Raw genomic sequence first — 18,979 nt, forward strand, 5'->3', positions numbered from 1 at the left:
ACGGGCGTCCCCGAGGACGCCGACGGGCCCACCGACGAGAACGAGGACAGCCGACATGGATGCCATCATCAACGTCCCCGACCCGGTCAACGAGCCGGTGCGGACCTACGCTCCCGGGAGCTCGGAGCGGGCCGAGCTGGAGGTCGAGCTGGCCAGGATGGCCAGCACGCCCATCGACCTGCCCCACGTCATCGGTGGTCGGGAGGTCGTCGGCGACGGCGAGGCCGTCGACGTGGTCCAGCCGCACGCGCACGCCGAGGTGCTGGGCACCCTGCACGACGGGACCGGGGCCGACGCCGCCGCCGCCGTCGACGCCGCGCTCGCCGCGTCCGTGCCGTGGCGCGAGCTGTCCTTCGAGGACCGTGCCTCGGTCATGCTCAAGGCGGCCGACCTGCTCTCCGGGCCGTGGCGGGCGCGGGTCAACGCCGCCACCATGCTGGGACAGAGCAAGACCGTGCACCAGGCCGAGATCGACTCGGCCTGCGAGCTGGCCGACTTCCTGCGGTTCAACGTGCACTTCGCCCGCCAGCTGCTGGCCGAGCAGCCGGTCACCAGCTCGCCGGGGACCTGGAACCGGATCGACCAGCGGCCGCTGGAGGGCTTCGTCTACGCGGTCACGCCGTTCAACTTCACCGCCATCGCCGGCAACCTGCCGACCGCGCCGGCCCTGATGGGCAACACCGTGGTCTGGAAGCCGGCGACCACCCAGACCCGGGCGGCCACCGAGCTGATGCGGCTGTTCGAGGCCGCCGGCCTGCCCGACGGCGTGGTCAACATGGTGACCGGCCGCGGCCCGGCGATCTCGGAGGTCCTGCTGAACCACCGCAACCTCGCCGGCATCCATTTCACCGGCTCCACCACGGTCTTCAACAGCCTCTGGAAGCAGGTCGGCGACAACCTGTCCACCTACCGGTCCTACCCGCGCATCGTCGGGGAGACCGGGGGCAAGGACTTCGTCGTGGCCCACCCCAGCGCCGACGTGGACGTCCTGCGGACCGCCCTCGTGCGCGGTGCCTTCGAGTACCAGGGCCAGAAGTGCTCGGCCGCCTCCCGCGCCTACGTCCCCGCCTCGGTCTGGGAGCGGCTGCGCGACGACCTGGTCGCCACCACCGAGGCGCTGCCCGTGGGCGACGTGCGCGACCTGTCCAACTTCATGGGCGCCGTCATCGACGACCGCGCCTTCGCCAAGCACAAGAAGGTGCTTGACATGGCGCACGCCGACGACCGGGTCGAGGTGGTCGCCGGCGGCACCTGCGACGACGAGGTCGGCTACTTCGTGCGGCCCACGATCGCGCTCGTCAGCGACCCCGAGCACGAGATGCTTACCACCGAGTACTTCGGCCCCATCCTGGCGGTCCACGTCTACCGGGACGAGGACTGGGACGCCATGCTCACCCAGATGGAGTCGGTGGCCGAGTACGCCCTCACCGGCGGGGTCATCGCCCAGGACCGGGCCGCGATCGCCGAGGTGACCCACCGGCTGCGCTTCGCCGCCGGCAACTTCTACGTCAACGACAAGCCCACCGGCGCCGTCGTCGGCCAGCAGCCCTTCGGCGGGGCCCGCGGGTCGGGCACCAACGACAAGGCCGGGTCCAAGGCCAACCTGCAGCGCTGGATCAGCACCCGGGTGATCAAGGAGACGTTCGCGCCCCCGACCGACTACCGCTACCCCCACATGGGGTGATCCTCAGCCGGGGTGGTCGGCCAGCCACTCGCGGGCGATCCGCTCCTCCAGCCGCACGACGTCGCTGATCTGGGGGGCGACGGCCGCCTCGATCCGTCGACCGAGGAAGGGCACGTTGGCCTCCAGGTCGCCGTCGACGACGTGGTCGGTGGTGCCCTCGTCCGTGCCGCGGCGCAGGTGGACCCCGCCGATGAACTGGACGGGCAGGCCCGGCATCTCCAGGGACATCGCGCCCTCCCGCTCGCCGTCCGGGTCGGCGTCGCCCCAGCGCACCGTCTCCACGACGAGCAGTTGGGGGCCCACGAACGGGCGGACCATCTCCGGCAGGTCGCCGGTGGGCAGGTGGCGCCGGGTCGTGACCACGGTCGCCCCGTCCTCCTGCTCCACGGTCACCGTCTGGTCCAGCGCGCCGGAGCGCTCGGCCCGCAGGTCCTGGTAGCCGCGGTCGCAGAGCATCTCGAAGGTGCGACGGGGGTCGGCGGGGTGCACGACGGTCTCGGTGATCCTCATACCGCTCAACCTAGTCCGTGCAGCCGACGCTGCAGCACGTGCATCCGCCGCAGCACCACGCCCTTGTGGGCGAGGGTGAGCCGCCCGCCGCGGTCCAGGTCGGCCACCTGGTCGAGCAGGCTCGCCAGGTCGGCGCACACGGCCCCGGCGCCGTCGGCCCACGCGGGTCCGTCGGCGAAGGTGGGGGCCGCCCGGCGCAGCGCGGCGGCCGCGGCCCGGCAGGAGGCGTGGTCGACCGGGCGGGCCGGCCCTCCGATCGCCCCCAGCACCGTCGGCCGCGGCGAGGGTCGTGGAGCACCGTCGGCCACGTCGACGAGCAGGTGGGCCAGCGCGTCCACGAGCCCGTCGCACAGCCCCGTCGCCTCGGGCCAGCCGAGGTCCGCCGCCGCGGCCTGCAGCTCCTCGACGGCGAGCAGCGTCGTCACCCGCCCCGCCCCGGCGGCCGGGTCGTCGCCCGGGGCGGGAGAGGCCGGGTCGACCGGGCGCGGCGACCGTCCGGGGGTCCGACGGGGCATGGGCCCACTGTAGGGCGACGGGGGGCTGCGCCGAGGCGACCGTCCCCAGGCGGCCCGTCGGGTGCGGGCGATAGGGTGACCGTGGCGCACATCGCCGTGCGCGCTGGCCTGCGACCAAGGAGTGCTTGAGCAGATGTCGTCCCCCGACACGCTGATCGACCGGTTCTACCACCACGCGCCCGACGCCACGGCGACCCGGGCCCCCGAGCAGCTGGCCGCGGCGGCCCGGTCCGTGGCCGCCCTCAGCGCCGGCCGGACCCCGGGCGAGGCCGCGGTCCGCGTGTTCAACCCTTCCGCCGACGGCGACGGCTGGAGCAGCCGGCACACCTTCGTCGAGGTGGTCAACGACGACATGCCCTTCCTCGTCGACTCCGTGCTCGGCGAAGTGGCCCGGCACGGCCTGGGCGTCCACCAGCTGTTCCACCCGCAGATGGTCGTCGCCGAGGAGGACGGCTCCGTGCTGGACGTGGACCACCGGCAGGCCGGTCCCGGTCAGCGGGCGGAGTCGTGGATCCTCGTCGAGGTCGACCGCGTGCCCGAGGAGGACGAGCGGACCTCCCTGGAGGAGGACCTGCGCCGGGTGCTGGCCGACGTGCGGCGGGCCTACGAGGACTGGGGGGCCATGCGCCAGCGGGCGCGGGCGATCATCGCCGAGCTGGAGATCTCCCCGCCCGGCACCGTCGACAAGGACAGCGTCCGACCGACCGTGGACTTCCTCAGCTGGCTGGACGACCACCACTTCACCTACTTGGGCTACCGGGCCTACGACCTCGTCGAGGAGGAGGGCACGGCATACCTGCGGTCGGTGCCCGGCAGCGGCCTGGGCATCCTGCGCGACCGTCCCGGGGCCGAGGCGACGATGAGCGAGCTGCGGCCCGAGGCCGCCGCCACGGCCCGCGAGCCCCGGCTGCTGACCATCACCAAGGCCAACACCCGGGCCACCGTGCACCGGACGGTGCCGCTGGACTACATCGGCATCCGCCGCTTCGACGACCAGGGGCGGGTCGTGGGGGAGCAGCGCTTCCTGGGCCTGTTCACCCAGACCGCCTACGCCGAGTCCACGACGCGGCTGCCCATCGCCGCCCCGAAGGTCAAACGGATCCTGGAGGCCAGCGGCTACGCGCCCGACAGCCACTCCGGCAAGGACCTGCTCGGCGTCCTGGAGGGCTACCCCCGCGACGAGCTCTTCCAGGCGCCCGAGGACTACCTGCGCGAGACCTCCGAGGACGTGCTGCGCCTGCTCGAGCGGCCGGAGGCCAAGGCCTACGTGCGCCGGGACGAGTTCGGCCGCTTCGTCAGCGCGCTCGTCTTCCTGCCCCGCGACCGCTACAACACCGCGAACCGGCTCAAGGTGCAGCGTCTGCTCGAGGACGCCTTCGGCGGGGAGATGTCCGACTACGCCACCCGGGTGGGCGACGGGCCGCTGGCCCAGCTGCACTTCATGATCCGTCTGCCCAAGGACCGGCCGGCCCCGGAGGTCGACCCCGACGACCTGCAGTGCCGCCTGGTCGCCGCCACCCGCACGTGGACCGAGACGCTGACCGACGCCGTCACCGAGAACGTGGACGACGAGAACGTCGTCGGCGACCTGGTGGCCCACTACGCCGGCGCCTTCCCCGAGGCCTACAAGGAGGACTTCGACGGGCGCGCCGCCTACTTCGACATCGCCCGGCTCGCCGAGCTGGCGGACTCCTCGGCCTCGGTCCGGCCGCACCTGTACCGGGCGGAGGACGACGACCCGCAGGAGCGGCGGATGAAGGTCTACCGCACCGAGGAGATGTCGCTGACCGACGTGCTGCCGGTCTTCGCGGACCTGGGGCTGGAGGTGACCGTCCAGCGGCCCTACGTGCTGGAGGGGGCCAAGATCACGACCAGCTATATCTACGACTTCGGGCTGCGGGCCCCCGGCGAGGACGTGTGGACCGGCCGGGACGGGCGCACCGAGGAGGAGGTCGCCGAGGCCTTCGAGGACGCCTTCACGGCGGTATGGAGCGGCGCGGCCGAGTCCGACCAGCTCAACTCCCTCGTGCTCACCGCGGGGCTGGACTGGCGCCGGGTGGTCATCCTGCGCACCCTGGTCCGCTACCTGCGCCAGGTCGGCACCTTCAGCCTGGGCTACGTCGAGGAGGCCCTGGTGGCCAACCCCTCGGTCGCGGGGCTGCTCATCGACCTGTTCGCGGCACGCTTCGACCCGGACGCCGACCTGGACGAGGAGGCCCGCGCCGCCCGCGTCGAGGAGCTCGGCCAGGAGATCGTCAGCGAGCTGGACGACGTCTCCAGCCTCGACCAGGACCGCATCCTGAGCGCTGGTGTCGGTCGTCGGGGCGGCCGTGCGCACCAACTTCTACCAGCGGGACGAGGACGGGCAGCCCAAGGCCCGCGTCTCGGTCAAGCTGCTGCCGCGCGAGCTGTCCCTGCTGCCGGAGCCGCGGCCGGCGTTCGAGATCTGGGTGTACGCGCCCCGCGTCGAGGGCTCGCACCTGCGGTTCGGTGCCGTCGCCCGCGGCGGGCTGCGGTGGTCTGACCGCCGCGAGGACTTCCGCACCGAGGTCCTCGGCCTGGTCAAGGCCCAGATGGTCAAGAACGCCGTCATCGTGCCGACCGGGTCCAAGGGTGCCTTCTTTGCCAAGCAGCTGCCGGACCCCTCGGTGGACCGGGAGGCGTGGCTGGCCGAGGGCAAGGCCGCCTACACCACCTTCATCTCCGGGCTGCTGGACATCACCGACAACCGGCAGGGCGAGGAGGTCGTGGCCCCCGACCGGGTGCTGCGCTACGACGACGACGACCCCTACCTGGTGGTCGCCGCCGACAAGGGCACCGCGACCTTCTCCGACCTGGCGAACTCGGTCGCCCGCGACTACGGGTTCTGGCTGGACGACGCGTTCGCCTCCGGCGGCTCGGCCGGCTACGACCACAAGGAGATGGGGATCACCGCCCGGGGGGCCTGGGAGTCGGTCAAGCGGCACTTCCGGGAGCTCGGGCTGGACACCCAGGCCGAGGACTTCACCGTGGTCGGCGTCGGCGACATGGGCGGCGACGTCTTCGGCAACGGGATGCTGCTGTCGGAGCACATCCGGCTGGTCGCGGCCTTCGACCACCGGCACATCTTCCTGGACCCCGACCCCGACGCGGAGCGCTCCTACGCCGAGCGGCAGCGGCTCTTCGAGCTGCCCCGCTCCAGCTGGGCGGACTACGACACCAGCCTGCTCAGCGAGGGCGGCGGGATCCACCCCCGGTCGGCCAAGTCGGTCCCGGTCAGCCCCCAGGTGCGCGAACGCCTCGGGCTGCCGGAGGGCACGACGAGCCTGACCCCCCACGAGCTGCTCCGGGCGATCCTCTCGGCCCCCGTCGACCTGCTGTGGAACGGCGGCATCGGCACCTACGTCAAGGCCTCCACCGAGACGCACGCCGACATCGGGGACCGGTCCAACGACGCCATCCGGGTGGACGGCCGGGACCTGCGGGTGCGGGTCGTGGGCGAGGGCGGCAACCTCGGGATGAGCCAGCTGGGCCGGATCGAGGCCGCCCTGCACGGGGTGCACGTCAACACCGACGCCATCGACAACTCCGCCGGCGTGGACAGCTCGGACCACGAGGTGAACATCAAGATCGCCCTCACCCCGCTCGTGGCGGACGGCGCGATGACGATGGAGGAGCGCAACGAGCTCCTGGAGTCGATGACCGAGGAGGTCGCGGCCAAGGTCCTGCGGCACAACTACGAGCAGAACGTGCTCATCGGCAACGGCCGCAGCCAGCGCGAGGTGATGGCCCCCGTCCACCAGCGCCTCATCGGCTACCTGCGCGAGACCGCCGGGCTCGACCCGGCGCTGGAGTTCCTGCCCGACCGCAAGGAGTGGGCCCGTCGCGAGCGGGAGGGTCTGGGGCTGACCAGCCCCGAGTTCTCCGTGCTCGTCGCCTACGCCAAGCTCGGGCTCAAGGACGCCCTCAACGACAGCGAGCTGCCGGAGGACCCGGCGATGACGCAGACCCTCGTGAACTACTTCCCGGGGCCGCTGCAGGAGGTCGCCGGCGAGCGCCTGCAGGCGCACCCCCTGCGGCGCCAGATCGTGGTCAACGAGATCGCCAACGCCATGGTCAACCGGGGCGGGGTCAGCTTCGCCTACCGGGCCGTGGACGAGACGGGCGCCACCCTGACCCAGATCGCCCGCGCCTTCCACGTCGTCCGGGCCGTGTTCGACATGAACACCTTCATGGCCCAGGTCGAGGAGCTGGACAACGAGGTCGACACCGACACCCAGACCGAGCTCTACCTCGAGTTCCGCCGGCTCATCGACCGCGGCGTGCGCTGGTTCCTCAACAACCGCTCGCTGTCCAGCCGGATGGAGCAGGAGATCGAGCACTTCGCCGGACCGGTCCAGTCGCTGGTCCCGGTCATGGAGGAGCTGCTGCAGGGCACCGAGCTGGACCGCTGGCAGGAGCGGGTCGACTGGGCCAGGAAGCGGGGTGTTCCGCAGGAGCTGGCCCAGGCCTACGCCTCGCTGCTGGACAGCTACTCCCTGCTGGACGTCACCGAGCTGTCGATGGACATGGACCGGGACGTGCGGGAGGTCGCGGAGATCTACTTCGGGGTCTCCGAGGCGTTCAGCCTCGACGACCTGCTCACGCACGTGTCCAACCTGCCCCGGCCGGACCGGTGGTCCTCGCTGGCCCGGGGGGCCATGCGCGACGACATCTACGGCGTCATGCGCGGGCTGGCCCGGACCGTCGCCGAACGCACGACCCCGGGGTCGGACTCGGTGGAGCGGGTCGAGGAGTGGATGATCGAGAACCGGGACGCCCTCGTGCGCACCAGCCAGGTGCTGCGGACCGTCGGCGCCATGGAGGAGCCCAGCCTGGCGCCGCTGTCGGTGGCCCTGCGCACCCTGCGCGGCCTGGTGCGGCAGGGGTCGGCCACCGACTGACCCGCAGGACGGTGCCCGGGCCGGCGGACGCAGGTGGCGGCCGGCCCGGGCGGTAGGGTCTGCTGCGTGCCCACCCTGCGCGACACGCTCTCCCGCGCCTCGATGTCGGACGCGGACGTCGACTGGCTGCACCGGCTCGTCGGCGACTGGCAGATGGTGGCCGACCTCTCCTTCGCCGACCTGACCCTGTGGATCCCGGTCGAGCTCGACGACCACGACGACCCCTTCCTGTCCCCGTGGTTCCTGGCGGCCCACGCCCGACCCACCACCGGTCCGAACTTCTACCACGACGACGTCATCGGCCAGCCGCCGACGCCCGAACGGCAGCGGTGGCTGACCCAGGTGCTCGCGTCCGGACGTGCGGTCACGCCCGACGAGATGGGCTACGTGCGCGAGCAGTACGTCCCCGTCGTGCGGCGGGGACGGACGATCGCGGTGCTGGTGCGGCACACCGACCTGCAGAACATGCGTCAGCAGGGCGGCCTGGAGGTCAACTACCTCCAGATCAGCCAGCAGCTCTTCAGCATGATCGCCGAGGGCGCCTTCCCGGTGGAGGGCGGCGCCACCGGCGTCGGCCGCGGCACGCCCAGGGTCGGGGACGGGGTCGTCCGGCTCACCGCCGACGGCCTCATCGACTACGCCAGTCCCAACGCGGTCTCGGCGCTGCGCCGGCTGGGGCACACCGACCAGGTCAACGGGGCCGACCTGTCCCGCATCGTCACCGACCGGCTGGTGGAGGGCACGCACGTCGACGAGACCGTCCCGCTCGTGCTCACCGGGCGCGCGCCGTGGGGGACCGAGATCGAGACGTCCGGCATCAACCTGACCCTGCGGGCGGTGCCCCTGACCCGCGAGGCACCCGCCTGGGCGCCCTGCTGCTGCTCCGCGACGTCTCCGAGCTGAGGCGCCGCGAGCGGGAGCTGCTGAGCAAGGACGCGACCATCCGGGAGATCCACCACCGGGTGAAGAACAACCTGCAGACCGTCGCGGCGCTGCTGCGGCTGCAGTCCCGCCGGCTGGACGACCCGGCCGCCCGGGAGGCCCTGGCCGAGGCCGGCCGGCGGCTCTCGACCGTGGCGCTGGTGCACGACACGCTCAGCCAGGGCTTCTCCGAGCAGGTCGACTTCGACGAGGTGGCCACGCGCATCATGCGCGCGACCGTCGAGGTGGCCTCCACCCGGACCGTCGTGGCGACCGAGCTGCGCGGCACCTTCGGCTCGTTGCTGGCCGAGGACGCCACCCACCTGGCGATGGTGCTGGCCGAGCTGGTGCACAACGCGGTCGAGCACGGCTTCGAGGAGCACCGCGACGCTCCCGGCGAGCTAGGCCCGGGGGAGGGCGTCCGTCCGCGCGTCGTGGTGGAGGCCCGGCGGCGCGCCCAGGTGTCGGCCCCGGGGGAGGTCGTCGAGGTCACCGTCTCCGACAACGGGGCCGGCCTGCCGCCCGGGCAGGCGGGGCCCGGGGCCGACGGGCTGGGGATGCAGATCGTCCAGGCGCTGATCACCGACCTGCGGGGCACGATCTCCTGGGAGACGGCGGAGCCGCACGGGACCGTCGTGCGGTTCACCGTGCGGCTCAGGGCGAGCCCGTCCGTCTGAGGACGGGCCGGTCGCGGCGGGGCCGGGCGGGCCGGGGGGTCAGCCGGCGCGGCGCGCGCGGGCCTTGCGGCGCTTGAGGGCGCGCCGCTCGTCCTCGGACAGCCCGCCCCACACACCGGCGTCCTGACCGGTCTCCAGGGCCCACTTCAGGCAGGTGTCGATGACCGGGCAGGTCCGGCACACGGCCTTGGCCTCCTCGATCTGCTGCAGGGCAGGACCGGTGTTGCCGATCGGGAAGAACAGCTCGGGGTCCTCGTCGAGGCAGGCTGCGCGATCGCGCCAGTCCATCTGTGGTGCTCCTTGGTCGTGCCGTCGGTCGGGTCTGGTCGCCCCCGGGCCGGCTCTGCGCCTCGCCGGTCAAGGGACGATACTGCTCCGTATCTCTTGCCTGCGAGCGCGGCCGTCCGGCGCACGTCGCGTCTGACCGTGCCAACGCCGTGGTCGAGCACAGTGTTCCCCATACTCCCAGAGGTATCGCGACCCGCACAAGGGTCTGACCGAGGTTCGTCACCCGAGGGGGTGAGGCGTCGCTCACACGGTGGGCCCGGCTGCGTACGCTGGCACCGACCCCGTCCCCGTCCCAGGAGGAGCCCTCCCCATGCACCAGGACCACCCGCTCGCCATCGTCGGCGCCCACGTCGTGCCCGTCGCCTCCGACCCCGTGCCCGACGGGGTCGTGCTGCTGCGGGACGGTCGGATCGAGGCCGTGGGCACCCGTGAGGAGGTGACCGTCCCCGGTGACGCCGAGGTGGTCGACGCCTCCGGCGGCTGGCTGGTGCCCGGCCTGGTCGACGCGCACGTCCACCTGGGCGTGTGGGAGGAGGGCGAGGGCTGGGCCGGGCAGGACACCAACGAGATGACCGACCCGGTCATGGCCGCCGCCCGCGCGATCGACGGCATCAACCCGCGGGAGCAGGGCTTCGACGACGCGCTCATGGGCGGGGTCACCACCGTCAACGTCAATCCCGGCTCGGGGAACCCGATCGGCGGGCAGGCCGTGGCGCTGAAGACGTACGGCCGCTACGTCGACGAGATGGTCCTGCGCAACCCGGCGGGGGTGAAGTCCGCGCTCGGGGAGAACCCCAAGCGGGTCTACGGCGAGCAGAAGAAGACGCCCTCGACGCGGCTCGGGGTCGCGCTGGTGCTGCGGACCGCCTTCGAGGCGGCCCGCTCCTACCGCGCCCGCCGGGACGCCTCGGACGGCAAGCCGGTCGACACCGACCTGGTGAGCGAGATCCTCGTCAAGGTGCTCGACCGGGAGATCCCCTGGCGCCAGCACTGCCACCGGGCCGACGACATCGCCACCGCCCTGCGGCTGGCCGACGAGTTCGGCTACGAGCTGGTGCTGGACCACGGCACCGAGTCCTACCTGCTGGCCGACGTGCTGGCCGAGCGGCAGGTCCCCGTCCTCTACGGGCCGCTCATCGTGAGCCGCTCCAAGGTCGAGGTGCGCGACCGGTCGCTGGCCGCCCCCGGCATCCTCGACCGCGCCGGCGTGCCGGTCTCGATCATCACCGACCACCCGGTGGTGCCGATCGAGTACCTCATCACCCAGGTCGCCCTGGCCGTCCGGGAGGGCATGGACCGGGACGCGGCGCTGCGCTCGGTCACCCTCAACCCCGCCCGGGTCCTGGGCGTGGACGAGCGGGTCGGCTCGATCGAGGCGGGCAAGGACGCCGACGTCGTCCTGTGGTCCGGCGACCCGCTGGATCTGCAGTCCCGGGTGCTGCGCACCTGGGTCGACGGGACGGAGGTCTGGACCTGGGACGCCGAGGCCCGGGCGGGGCGGGTGCGCCCGCGCGGCTGAGAGGCCGCCCGGACGGCCCCGGGGGTATGCCGCGTCAGTGCGCCTTGGTGACCCGTCCCGGGTGGACCGGAGCGAGCACGCAGTCGGGGCACAGCCCGTGCTCCGGCAGGTGGTAGAACACGCAGCAGCCAGAGCGCACGAAGGCCTGCTCGGCCGGGTCCACGCCCGGCACCGTCGTGCCCACCCCGGGCGGCAGGTCGGCGGCCGGCACCAGGTCCCCGCCGGCCCGGACGGCCGGGTCGGCCAGCAGGAGGTTTCCCAGCTCGGCGACCCGGCCGGCGTGCTCGGGCCGTCGCGCGGACAGCACCCGCAACGCGCCCACGAGGCTCGAGGTGCTGTTGCTGACGAGCACCCGCGGCGGCGTGCGCCCCTCGCGGGCGCAGGCCTCGTGCAGGTCCCGCAACGAGGAGCCGACCACCGTCCCCACGATGCGGCGCGCGGCCTCCTCGGGGGAGTCGACGGCATACCCCGCGGCGAGGTCCCTGACCGCGAGCGGCACCTGCCCGCGGTGGACCGGGCTGGCCAGCAGGGAGGTGGAGGACAGGTCCGGCAGCCAGGAGTGCAGCACTGCCGAGGCGAGGCCGACCGACCACAGCCGGGACGCCAGGCCCACCTGCACGGCCGAGACCGCCACCTTCGGGTCGAGCCCGTCGGCCGGCATCCCGGCACCGTCGGCCAGGATGGTGCGGACGACCTCGAAGCGGGCGCGCAGGGCGGGGCCGGCGAGCACGTCCGCCCAGGGCACGGCGTCGGTCCCGTCGGGAGGCGCGGCGGGGAGCGCGAAGAAGCCGCCGAGCCCGTCCAGGGTGCGGACGAGCCCGGCGGCTCCCGGCGAGGGGGTCGAGGTCACTCCCGGTGGGCCAGCACCGCCCGCGCGGCGGCGAAGCGGGCGATCGGCACCCGGAAGGGCGAGCACGACACGTAGCTCAGGCCGAGCTCCTCGAACAGGTCGATGGAGGCCGGGTCCCCGCCGTGCTCGCCGCAGACGCCGAGCTTGAGGTCGGGCTTGGCCGACCGGCCGCGCTCGGCGGCGATCTGCACGAGCCCGCCGACGCCGTCCTTGTCGATGGACTCGAACGGGTTGGTCGGGATGACCTCCTCGGAGACGTAGGCCGAGAGGAACCCGCCCTCGGCGTCGTCGCGGCTGATGCCGATCCCGGTCTGGGTCAGGTCGTTGGTGCCGAAGGAGAAGAAGTCGGCGTGCTCGGCGATCTGGTCTGCCACGATCGCCGCACGGGGCAGCTCGATCATCGTCCCGACGTGCACCTCCATCTCCATGCCGGCGGCCTGGAGCTCGTCGGCGACGGTGCGCTCGACGACCTCGCGCTGCACCTGCAGCTCCTTGGCGTAGGCGACCAGCGGGATCATGATCTCCACGGTGGCGGTGTCGCCGTCGCGCTCCTTGACCGCCAGCGCCGCGCGGATGATCGCCCGGGTCTGCATCTCGGGGATCTCCGGGTAGAGCATGGCCAGCCGGCAGCCGCGGGTGCCGAGCATGGGGTTCTGCTCATGCAGGCGCTTGACCTGGCCCAGCAGCGTGCGGGCCTCGGCCAGCTCGTCCTGGTCGCCTCCCGTGAGCTCCAGGCGCTGGACGAGCAGGGACTGCTCGACGAGGTCGGGCAGGAACTCGTGCAGCGGCGGGTCGAGCAGCCGGACGGTCACCGGCAGCCCCTTCATCTCGGTGAAGATCGCCTCGAAGTCCTCCTGCTGCATCGGCAGGATCGCCTCGAGCGCCTCGGCGCGCTCCTCGGAGTCCTCGGCCAGGATCATCCGGCGGACGGCGGGCAGGCGGTCCGCGGCCATGAACATGTGCTCGGTGCGGCACAGGCCGATGCCCTCGGCGCCCAGCTCGCGGGCCTTGGCGGCGTCCTCGCCGGTGTCGGCGTTGGCGCGCACGCCCAGGCGGCGGATGTCGTCGGCCCAGCTGACGATGGCGCTGAAGTCCTCGTTGATCTGCGGCGGGACCAGATCCAGGGCCTCGCCGTAGACCTCGCCGGTGGAGCCGTCCAGGGTGATGACGTCGCCCTCGGCGAAGGTGGAGTCGCCCACGGTGAGCTTCTTCTCGGCGGTGTTGATGCGGATCCCCTGGGCGCCGGCCACGCAGGGCTTGCCCATGCCGCGGGCGACGACTGCGGCGTGCGAGGTCATGCCGCCGTGCGCGGTGAGCACGCCCTGGGCCAGGATCACGCCGTGGATGTCGTCCGGCGTCGTCTCGTAGCGGACCAGGACGACGGACTCCCCGGCGCGCCCCCGCTCCTCGGCGGTGTCGGCGTCGAAGACGACCGCCCCGACGGCTGCGCCGGGGGAGGCCGGCAGGCCCTTGGTCACCGGGGTGCGGCCGTGGTCGGCGCCGATCGCCGGGTGCAGCAGCTGGTCCAGCTGGGCGGGGGCGATCCGCTGCAGGGCCTCCTCCCGGGTGAGCACGCCCTCCTCGACCATGTCGCGGGCCACCTTGAGGGCGGCGGCCGCGGTGCGCTTGCCGTTGCGGGTCTGCAGCAGGTAGAGGGTGCCCTCCTCGACGGTGAACTCGATGTCCTGCATGTCCTTGTAGTGGCTCTCCAGGTCGTGCATCGTCTGGATGAGCTGGCCGTACGCCTCCGGCAGCACCGCCTCCATCTCGGAGAGCTCGCGCGGGGTGCGGATCCCGGCCACGACGTCCTCGCCCTGGGCGTTGACGAGGAACTCCCCGTAGAGCGCCTTCCCGCCGGTCGAGGGGTTGCGCGTGAAGCACACGCCGGTGGCCGAGGTCTCGCCGCGGTTGCCGAAGACCATCTGCATGACGTTGACGGCGGTGCCCAGGTCGTCGGGGATGTCGTTGGCCTTGCGGTAGACCCGTGCCCGGGGGGTGTCCCAGGAGCGGAAGACCGCGTCGATCGCGCTGCGCAGCTGCTCCCGCGGGTCGGCGGGGAGGTCCCGCCCGAGCTCGCGCCGGGAGACCTCCTTGAAGGTGGCCACCAGCTCCTTGAGGTCCTCGATGGACAGGTCGGTGTCCTGCTCGACGCCGCGCCGTGCCTTGAGGGCGGTGAGCTCGTCCTCGTAGAGGTGCGGCGGGACACCCTCGACGACCTCGCCGAACATCTGGAGGAACCGGCGGTAGGAGTCCCAGGCGAAGCGGGGGTTGTCCGCCTCGGCGCCCAGCGCGTCGACGGTCTCGTCGCTGACGCCCAGGTTGAGGATGGTGTCCATCATCCCGGGCATGGAGACGACGGCCCCGGAGCGGACCGAGAGCAGCAGCGGCTTCTCGGTGTCTCCCAGCCGGCGCCCGGTGCGCTCCTCGAGCCGCTCCAGCGCGGCCAGGGTGTCGTCCCACAGGTGCCCGGGCCACTCGCCGGAGTTCTCCATCGTCGCCACGCACGCGGCGGTGCTGACGGTGAAACCGTCGGGGACGGGGATGCCCAGACGGGTCATCTCGGCCAGGTTGGCCCCCTTGCCTCCGAGGAGGGTCTTCATCTCGGCGTTGCCCTCGGACATGTCGTAGAGGTACTTGACCTGGTCGTTCTCGCTCATGCTGGCGTGCTCCGCTCTGTGCGTGGTCCCGGTGCGTCGTCGCCCCGTCTACACCTTATGACCTTAGCGCGCGCGGCTCACCGGCCGGCAGCCGCCTCCCGACGCTTCTGCACGACCTCGATCACCCGGCCGGCGGCCTCCTCCAGGGCCAGGCTGGTGGTGTCGATGACGGGGCAGCCCAGGCTGCGCTGGACCGCGGCGACCTCGTCCAGCTCGTCGAAGATGTGGGCCAGCTCGGTGTAGCCGTCCCGCTGCACCGCCCTGCTGCCCATCGTGCGGACGCGGCGGGTGCGGATCTGGGCGAGGCGCTCGGGGTCGATGGTCAGCCCGACCACCTTCCAGCGCTGCACGTCGAAGAGCTGGTCGGGGGCCGGGATGCCGGGCACGAGCGGGATGTTGGCGGTCTTGTAGCCCAGGTAGCCCAGGTACATCGACAGCGGCGTCTTGCCCGACCGGCTGACCCCGACCAGCACGATGTCGGCCTCACGCAGGTGGTTGGACAGGTTGCCGTCGTCGTTGGCGATGGAGAACTCCATCGCCTGCACCCGCTTGAAGTAGTCCTCGCCCACCCCGACGGGTCGGACCACCCGCTCCGGGTCCTGCCCGGTGGCCTCCCGCAGCCCCGACGGCCGGCTCCAGCAGGTCGGCGTGCGGCAGGGACCGTTCGGTGCACAGCTGGGCCACGAGGTGCCGCAGGCCCTCGTCGACGACCGTGGAGAAGACGACGGTGCGGGCCCGCTCCGGGTGCATCCGGGCGAACGCGTCGTGCAGCCCCTCGGCGGAGGACTGCCGCGGGTGCCGGATGATCCGCACGTCGTAGCCGACGTACTGCGCTGCGGCCGCGCGGGCCACCCGGGCGGCGGTGTCGCCGGTCGAGTCGGCGATGATGTGGACCTCGATCGGGGTGTCCGGCATGGCCCACAGCGTAGGGGACGGCTGCTCAGACGGGGTCGTTGCGCTCCCCGGGCGCCGGCTCGGTGCTCGTGCCCTCGACGTCGGAGGGGAAGGCGTCGTCGGGGATCGAGCCGGGGTCGGAGGTGCCGGTCACCTGCTCCTGCACCTCGGCCGGGACGGTCGCGTCGTCCCGGCGGGCCCCGCCGGCCAGGTAGGCGGGGCCGTCGGGCGCCGTCTGCGCCTCCAGCTGCTCGGCGGTCGTGGCCGGGGCGTCCGCGTCGTCCTCGCCGCCGCCGCCGAAGGACCCGCCCAGGAAGGTGCCCTCCTCGGTGCCCGCGTCGTCGGAGGTGCCGTCCGGGGTGCTCGTCTGCTCGTCCATGGGCCTCACCCTGCCCCGGTCCCGACGGCGCGGCAACCGGTGGGCTGCCAGACTGGACGACCATGGCCCCCGACGCTCCTGCCCCGGTCGTGGCGGTCGTCGGGCCGACCGCGACCGGCAAGTCCGACCTGGGGGTGGCGCTGGCGCTGGCCCTGGACGGCGAGGTCGTCAACGCCGACGCTCCCAGCTCTACCGGGGCATGGACGTCGGCACCGCCAAGCTCCCGCCCGCGCAGCGCCGCGGCGTGCCGCACCACCAGCTGGACGTGCTCGTCGTGCGCGAGGAGGCGACGGTCGCGGCATACCAGACTGCCGCCCGGGCCGACCTGGAGGCGGTCCACGCACGGGGGCGGGTGCCCGTGGTCGTCGGCGGGTCCGGCCTCTACGTCCGGGCGCTGCTCGACCGGATGGAGATCCCGCCGACGGACCCCGGCGTGCGGGCCCGCTGGGAGGCCGAGCTGGAGCGGGTGGGCGCCGAGGCGCTGCACGCCCGGCTGGCCGAGGTCGACCCCGTCGCCGCGCGGGCGATCCAGCCCCGGAACGGCCGCCGGGTCGTCCGGGCCCTGGAGGTCGTCGAGCTCACCGGGCGGCCGTTCAGCGCGACCATGCCCGCGCGCGAGCACGTGCGGCCCACGGTGGTGCTGGGGCTGCGGGCGGACCGGGAGGTGCTGGACGCGCGGATCGGCCGGCGGGCGGAGGCGATGTGGCGGGCCGGTCTCGTCGAGGAGGTCCGGGGGCTGGTGGAGCGGGGCCTGCGGGAGGGGCGCACCGCCTCGCGGGCGGTGGGCTACGCCCAGGCGCTGCGCCAGCTCGACGGGGAGCTGACGCAGGAGGAGGCCGTGGCGGACACGGTCGGAGCCACGAGGCGCCTGGCCCGCCGGCAGGAACGGTGGTTCGGCCCCGACCCCCGCGTCGTCTGGCTCGAGCACGACGCCCCCGACCTCCTGGACCAGGCGCTCGCCGCGGTCGCGGCCGGTCCGGTCAGCCCCGGGTCACCCGCAGGACCCTGAACCCCCTGCTGCTCGCGGTGCGCTCCACCGCCACCGGCCCCATGAGACCGGGCAGGGTGTCGGCGAGCCAGCGCTGCAGCGAGTCTGCGCCGAGGTTCTTCTGGACCACGAGGTATGCCGTGCCCTCCGGGGCCAGGCGCGGCAGCCAGGTGGTGAGCAGCTCGTGCAGCGCCGCCTTGCCGACGCGGATCGGCGGGTTGGACCACACCAGGTCGAAGGTCAGGTCGGCGGGCACGTCGCGGGGGGCCAGCACCTCGACCCGGTCGGCGACGTCCACCGCGACGGCGTTGCGCCGGGCCAGGTCGAGCGCGCGCTCGTTGACGTCGACCGCCACGACCCGTCCGGCGGGGGACTCCAGCGCCATCGTCAGGGCCAGCGGGCCCCAGCCGCAGCCGAGGTCGAGGAACGTGCCCGCGGCCGGCGGCGGGGGGACCTCCGCGAGCAGGACGCGGGTGCCCCGGTCGATCCCGTCGGGGGAGAAGATCCCGCCGGCGGTCACCACCTCGACGTCCCGCCCGGCCAGGTGCACGGGGACCGTCCGCAGCTCGCCGTCGGAGGCCGGCCGGGCCGTGAAGTAGTGGTCCTGGGGCGGGGACATGGCCGGGAAGTCTACGGCCGTGGGCACAAAACCGGTGGCTCCCGATGTTGTCCTCTGCGAAGGTGGGGAGCAGGAGAACCCCGCCGCGAAACCCCCGTGCCCGACCCGAAGGAGACCATGGCGCATCCGCAGCACCACCCCACCCCCGTCCTGGACGAGCAGCCGGACGGCGACCAGCTCGACCGCGAGGAGCGCGCCGCGCTCCAGCGCGTCGCCGGTCTGTCGACCGAGCTCGAGGACGTCACCGAGGTCGAGTACCGCCAGCTGCGGCTGGAGCGGGTCGTGCTCGCCGGGGTCTGGGCCGACGACGGCCGGACCACCGTCGAGGACGCGGAGAACTCCATGCGCGAGCTCGCCGCCCTGGCCGAGACCGCCGGGTCCACCGTGCTCGACGGCGTCATCCAGCGCCGTCTCAAGCCGGACCCGGCCACCTACCTGGGGTCGGGCAAGGCCCGGGAGCTGCGCGACCTGGTCGTCGAGCACGGCGCCGACACCGTCATCTGCGACGGGGAGCTGGGCCCGTCCCAGCGGCGCGCGCTGGAGGACGTCGTCAAGGTCAAGGTCATCGACCGCACCGCGCTGATCCTCGACATCTTCGCCCAGCACGCCAAGAGCAGGGAGGGACGCGCCCAGGTCGAGCTGGCCCAGCTGCAGTACCTCCTGCCCCGCCTGCGCGGCTGGGGCGAGTCGATGTCGCGCCAGGCCGGCGGCCGGGTCGCCGGCGGTGAGGGCATCGGCTCCCGCGGACCGGGCGAGACCAAGATCGAGCTGGACCGGCGGCGGATCAACACGCGGATCGCCAAGCTGCGCCGCGACATCGGCGCCATGAAGACCGTCCGCGACACCAAGCGCAGCTCGCGCCGGGCCCACAAGGTGCCCGGCGTGGCCATCGTCGGCTACACCAACGCCGGCAAGTCCTCGCTGCTCAACCGGCTCACCGGGGCCGGCGTGCTCGTCGAGGACCAGCTCTTCGCCACGCTGGACCCGACCGTGCGCCGGGCCGAGACCGAGGACGGACGCAGCTACACCCTCTCGGACACCGTCGGGTTCGTGCGCCACCTGCCGCACCAGCTCGTCGAGGCCTTCCGCTCCACCCTGGAGGAGGCCTCCGGGGCGGACGTGCTGCTCCACGTCGTCGACGGGTCCCACCCGGACCCCGAGGGCCAGATCGCCGCGGTGCACGAGGTCCTGGCCGAGGTCGACGAGGGGGCCACGCTGCGCCTGCCGGAGATCATCGCCGTCAACAAGGCCGACGTCGCCGACCCCGAGGTGGTCGACCGGATCGTGCGGATGCACCCCCGCGTGGTGGTCGTCTCCGCCCGGACCGGACGCGGCGTGGAGGAGCTGCGGGCCGCCGTGGAGGAGGCCTTGCCCCGCCCCGAGATCCTCGTCGACGTCCTCGTGCCCTACGACCGGGGCGACCTGGTCACCCGGCTGCACGAGGAGGGCGAGGTGCTCTCCGAGGAGCACACCGGGGAGGGCACGCGGCTGCAGGCCAAGGTCGACGCCGACCTCCACGGCCACCTCGCCGGGTATGCCGTCTGACGCCTAGTCTG

General features: G+C 73.2%; 15 protein-coding genes and 2 pseudogenes. 8 read left to right on the forward strand and 9 right to left on the reverse strand.

The window, feature by feature from the left end; translation table 11 throughout:
* Positions 1-55: 55 nt before the first annotated feature.
* Positions 56-1,684 carry an L-glutamate gamma-semialdehyde dehydrogenase gene (gene pruA, locus BJF81_RS13655; protein WP_075958804.1) on the forward strand — a complete coding sequence of 543 codons (1,629 nt, stop codon included), beginning with the start codon at positions 56-58 and terminating at the stop codon, positions 1,682-1,684.
* Between the two features lie 3 nt (positions 1,685-1,687).
* On the opposite strand, the gene BJF81_RS13660 is transcribed toward pruA, so the two are convergent.
* Positions 1,688-2,194 (reverse strand): DUF2505 domain-containing protein, encoded by a 507-nt coding sequence (locus tag BJF81_RS13660; protein WP_075958805.1) that lies wholly within the window; start codon positions 2,192-2,194, stop codon positions 1,688-1,690.
* Between the two features lie 5 nt (positions 2,195-2,199).
* Positions 2,200-2,709, reverse strand: coding sequence for a hypothetical protein (locus tag BJF81_RS13665; protein WP_075958806.1), 510 nt, complete (start codon positions 2,707-2,709; stop codon positions 2,200-2,202).
* Between the two features lie 133 nt (positions 2,710-2,842).
* Between BJF81_RS13665 and BJF81_RS20430 the strand changes: the two are divergent.
* The 4 genes and pseudogenes from BJF81_RS20430 to BJF81_RS21170 all read left to right on the forward strand — a co-directional run.
* Positions 2,843-4,843, forward strand: a pseudogene (locus BJF81_RS20430) (NAD-glutamate dehydrogenase); the annotation flags it as partial.
* Positions 4,844-5,018: 175 nt separating this feature from the next.
* Positions 5,019-7,631, forward strand: a complete 2,613-nt coding sequence (locus tag BJF81_RS20435) for an NAD-glutamate dehydrogenase domain-containing protein (RefSeq protein ID WP_075958808.1) — start codon at positions 5,019-5,021, stop codon at positions 7,629-7,631.
* Between the two features lie 66 nt (positions 7,632-7,697).
* Positions 7,698-8,534: a histidine kinase N-terminal domain-containing protein gene (locus tag BJF81_RS21165; protein WP_342447151.1), complete on the forward strand. Its 837-nt coding sequence runs from the start codon at positions 7,698-7,700 to the stop codon at positions 8,532-8,534.
* A 59-nt stretch (positions 8,535-8,593) separates the two neighbouring features.
* Positions 8,594-9,229, forward strand: a complete 636-nt coding sequence (locus tag BJF81_RS21170) for a sensor histidine kinase (protein WP_342447152.1) — start codon at positions 8,594-8,596, stop codon at positions 9,227-9,229.
* Between the two features lie 39 nt (positions 9,230-9,268).
* On the opposite strand, the gene BJF81_RS13685 is transcribed toward BJF81_RS21170, so the two are convergent.
* Complete coding sequence (locus tag BJF81_RS13685; RefSeq protein ID WP_075958809.1) at positions 9,269-9,517, reverse strand: WhiB family transcriptional regulator; 249 nt, start codon at positions 9,515-9,517, stop codon at positions 9,269-9,271.
* A gap of 310 nt (positions 9,518-9,827) precedes the next feature.
* Between BJF81_RS13685 and BJF81_RS13690 the strand changes: the two genes are divergently transcribed.
* The gene (locus BJF81_RS13690; RefSeq protein ID WP_075958810.1) at positions 9,828-11,036 is read left to right on the forward strand and encodes an amidohydrolase; all 1,209 of its coding nucleotides are present in this window, start codon (positions 9,828-9,830) and stop codon (positions 11,034-11,036) included.
* A 34-nt stretch (positions 11,037-11,070) separates the two neighbouring features.
* On the opposite strand, the gene BJF81_RS13695 is transcribed toward BJF81_RS13690, so the two are convergent.
* From BJF81_RS13695 to BJF81_RS13710, 5 genes are all read right to left on the reverse strand, one after another.
* Positions 11,071-11,886, reverse strand: a complete 816-nt coding sequence (locus tag BJF81_RS13695) for a (2Fe-2S)-binding protein (protein WP_075958811.1) — start codon at positions 11,884-11,886, stop codon at positions 11,071-11,073.
* Positions 11,883-14,543 carry a pyruvate, phosphate dikinase gene (gene ppdK / locus BJF81_RS13700; RefSeq protein WP_075958812.1) on the reverse strand — a complete coding sequence of 887 codons (2,661 nt, stop codon included), beginning with the start codon at positions 14,541-14,543 and terminating at the stop codon, positions 11,883-11,885. Before ppdK ends, BJF81_RS13695 begins: the two co-directional genes overlap by 4 nt.
* 77 nt (positions 14,544-14,620) lie before the next feature.
* Positions 14,621-15,130 (reverse strand): kinase/pyrophosphorylase, encoded by a 510-nt coding sequence (locus BJF81_RS20440; protein ID WP_269087341.1) that lies wholly within the window; start codon positions 15,128-15,130, stop codon positions 14,621-14,623.
* Positions 15,027-15,458, reverse strand: coding sequence for a kinase/pyrophosphorylase (locus tag BJF81_RS20445; RefSeq protein WP_269087342.1), 432 nt, complete (start codon positions 15,456-15,458; stop codon positions 15,027-15,029). The genes BJF81_RS20440 and BJF81_RS20445 overlap by 104 nt, the downstream gene beginning before the upstream one ends.
* Before the next feature lie 25 nt (positions 15,459-15,483).
* Positions 15,484-15,816 carry a hypothetical protein gene (locus BJF81_RS13710; protein WP_075958813.1) on the reverse strand — a complete coding sequence of 111 codons (333 nt, stop codon included), beginning with the start codon at positions 15,814-15,816 and terminating at the stop codon, positions 15,484-15,486.
* Positions 15,817-15,878: 62 nt separating this feature from the next.
* On the opposite strand from BJF81_RS13710, the pseudogene miaA reads away from it, so the two are divergent.
* Positions 15,879-16,825 (forward strand): annotated as a pseudogene (gene miaA, locus BJF81_RS13715) (tRNA (adenosine(37)-N6)-dimethylallyltransferase MiaA).
* Here the strand turns inward: miaA and BJF81_RS13720 are convergent.
* Positions 16,797-17,423: a class I SAM-dependent methyltransferase gene (locus tag BJF81_RS13720; RefSeq protein ID WP_075958841.1), complete on the reverse strand. Its 627-nt coding sequence runs from the start codon at positions 17,421-17,423 to the stop codon at positions 16,797-16,799. The pseudogene miaA and the gene BJF81_RS13720 sit on opposite strands and share 29 nt — an antisense overlap.
* A 117-nt stretch (positions 17,424-17,540) precedes the next feature.
* On the opposite strand from BJF81_RS13720, the gene hflX reads away from it, so the two are divergent.
* The gene (gene hflX / locus BJF81_RS13725; protein WP_083664244.1) at positions 17,541-18,968 is read left to right on the forward strand and encodes a GTPase HflX; all 1,428 of its coding nucleotides are present in this window, start codon (positions 17,541-17,543) and stop codon (positions 18,966-18,968) included.
* Positions 18,969-18,979 lie beyond the last annotated feature (11 nt).

Origin of the sequence: Ornithinimicrobium sp. CNJ-824 (assembly GCF_001942405.1) — a bacterium.
In the GTDB taxonomy this organism is placed as follows: domain Bacteria; phylum Actinomycetota; class Actinomycetes; order Actinomycetales; family Dermatophilaceae; genus Ornithinicoccus; species Ornithinicoccus kibberensis.

Bases quoted from the DNA above. Each gene is read 5' to 3' on its own strand.
- BJF81_RS13665 (WP_075958806.1), bottom strand. From the start codon at position 2,709: ATGCCCCGTCGGACCCCCGGACGGTCGCCGCGCCCGGTCGACCCGGCC.
- BJF81_RS13685 (WP_075958809.1), bottom strand. From the start codon at position 9,517: ATGGACTGGCGCGATCGCGCAGCCTGCCTCGACGAGGACCCCGAGCTG.
- BJF81_RS13720 (WP_075958841.1), bottom strand. From the start codon at position 17,423: ATGTCCCCGCCCCAGGACCACTACTTCACGGCCCGGCCGGCCTCCGAC.
- BJF81_RS13660 (WP_075958805.1), bottom strand. From the start codon at position 2,194: ATGAGGATCACCGAGACCGTCGTGCACCCCGCCGACCCCCGTCGCACC.
- pruA (WP_075958804.1), top strand. From the start codon at position 56: ATGGATGCCATCATCAACGTCCCCGACCCGGTCAACGAGCCGGTGCGG.
- BJF81_RS13690 (WP_075958810.1), top strand. From the start codon at position 9,828: ATGCACCAGGACCACCCGCTCGCCATCGTCGGCGCCCACGTCGTGCCC.
- hflX (WP_083664244.1), top strand. From the start codon at position 17,541: ATGGCGCATCCGCAGCACCACCCCACCCCCGTCCTGGACGAGCAGCCG.
- BJF81_RS13710 (WP_075958813.1), bottom strand. From the start codon at position 15,816: ATGGACGAGCAGACGAGCACCCCGGACGGCACCTCCGACGACGCGGGC.
- BJF81_RS20445 (WP_269087342.1), bottom strand. From the start codon at position 15,458: ATGCCGGACACCCCGATCGAGGTCCACATCATCGCCGACTCGACCGGC.
- ppdK (WP_075958812.1), bottom strand. From the start codon at position 14,543: ATGAGCGAGAACGACCAGGTCAAGTACCTCTACGACATGTCCGAGGGC.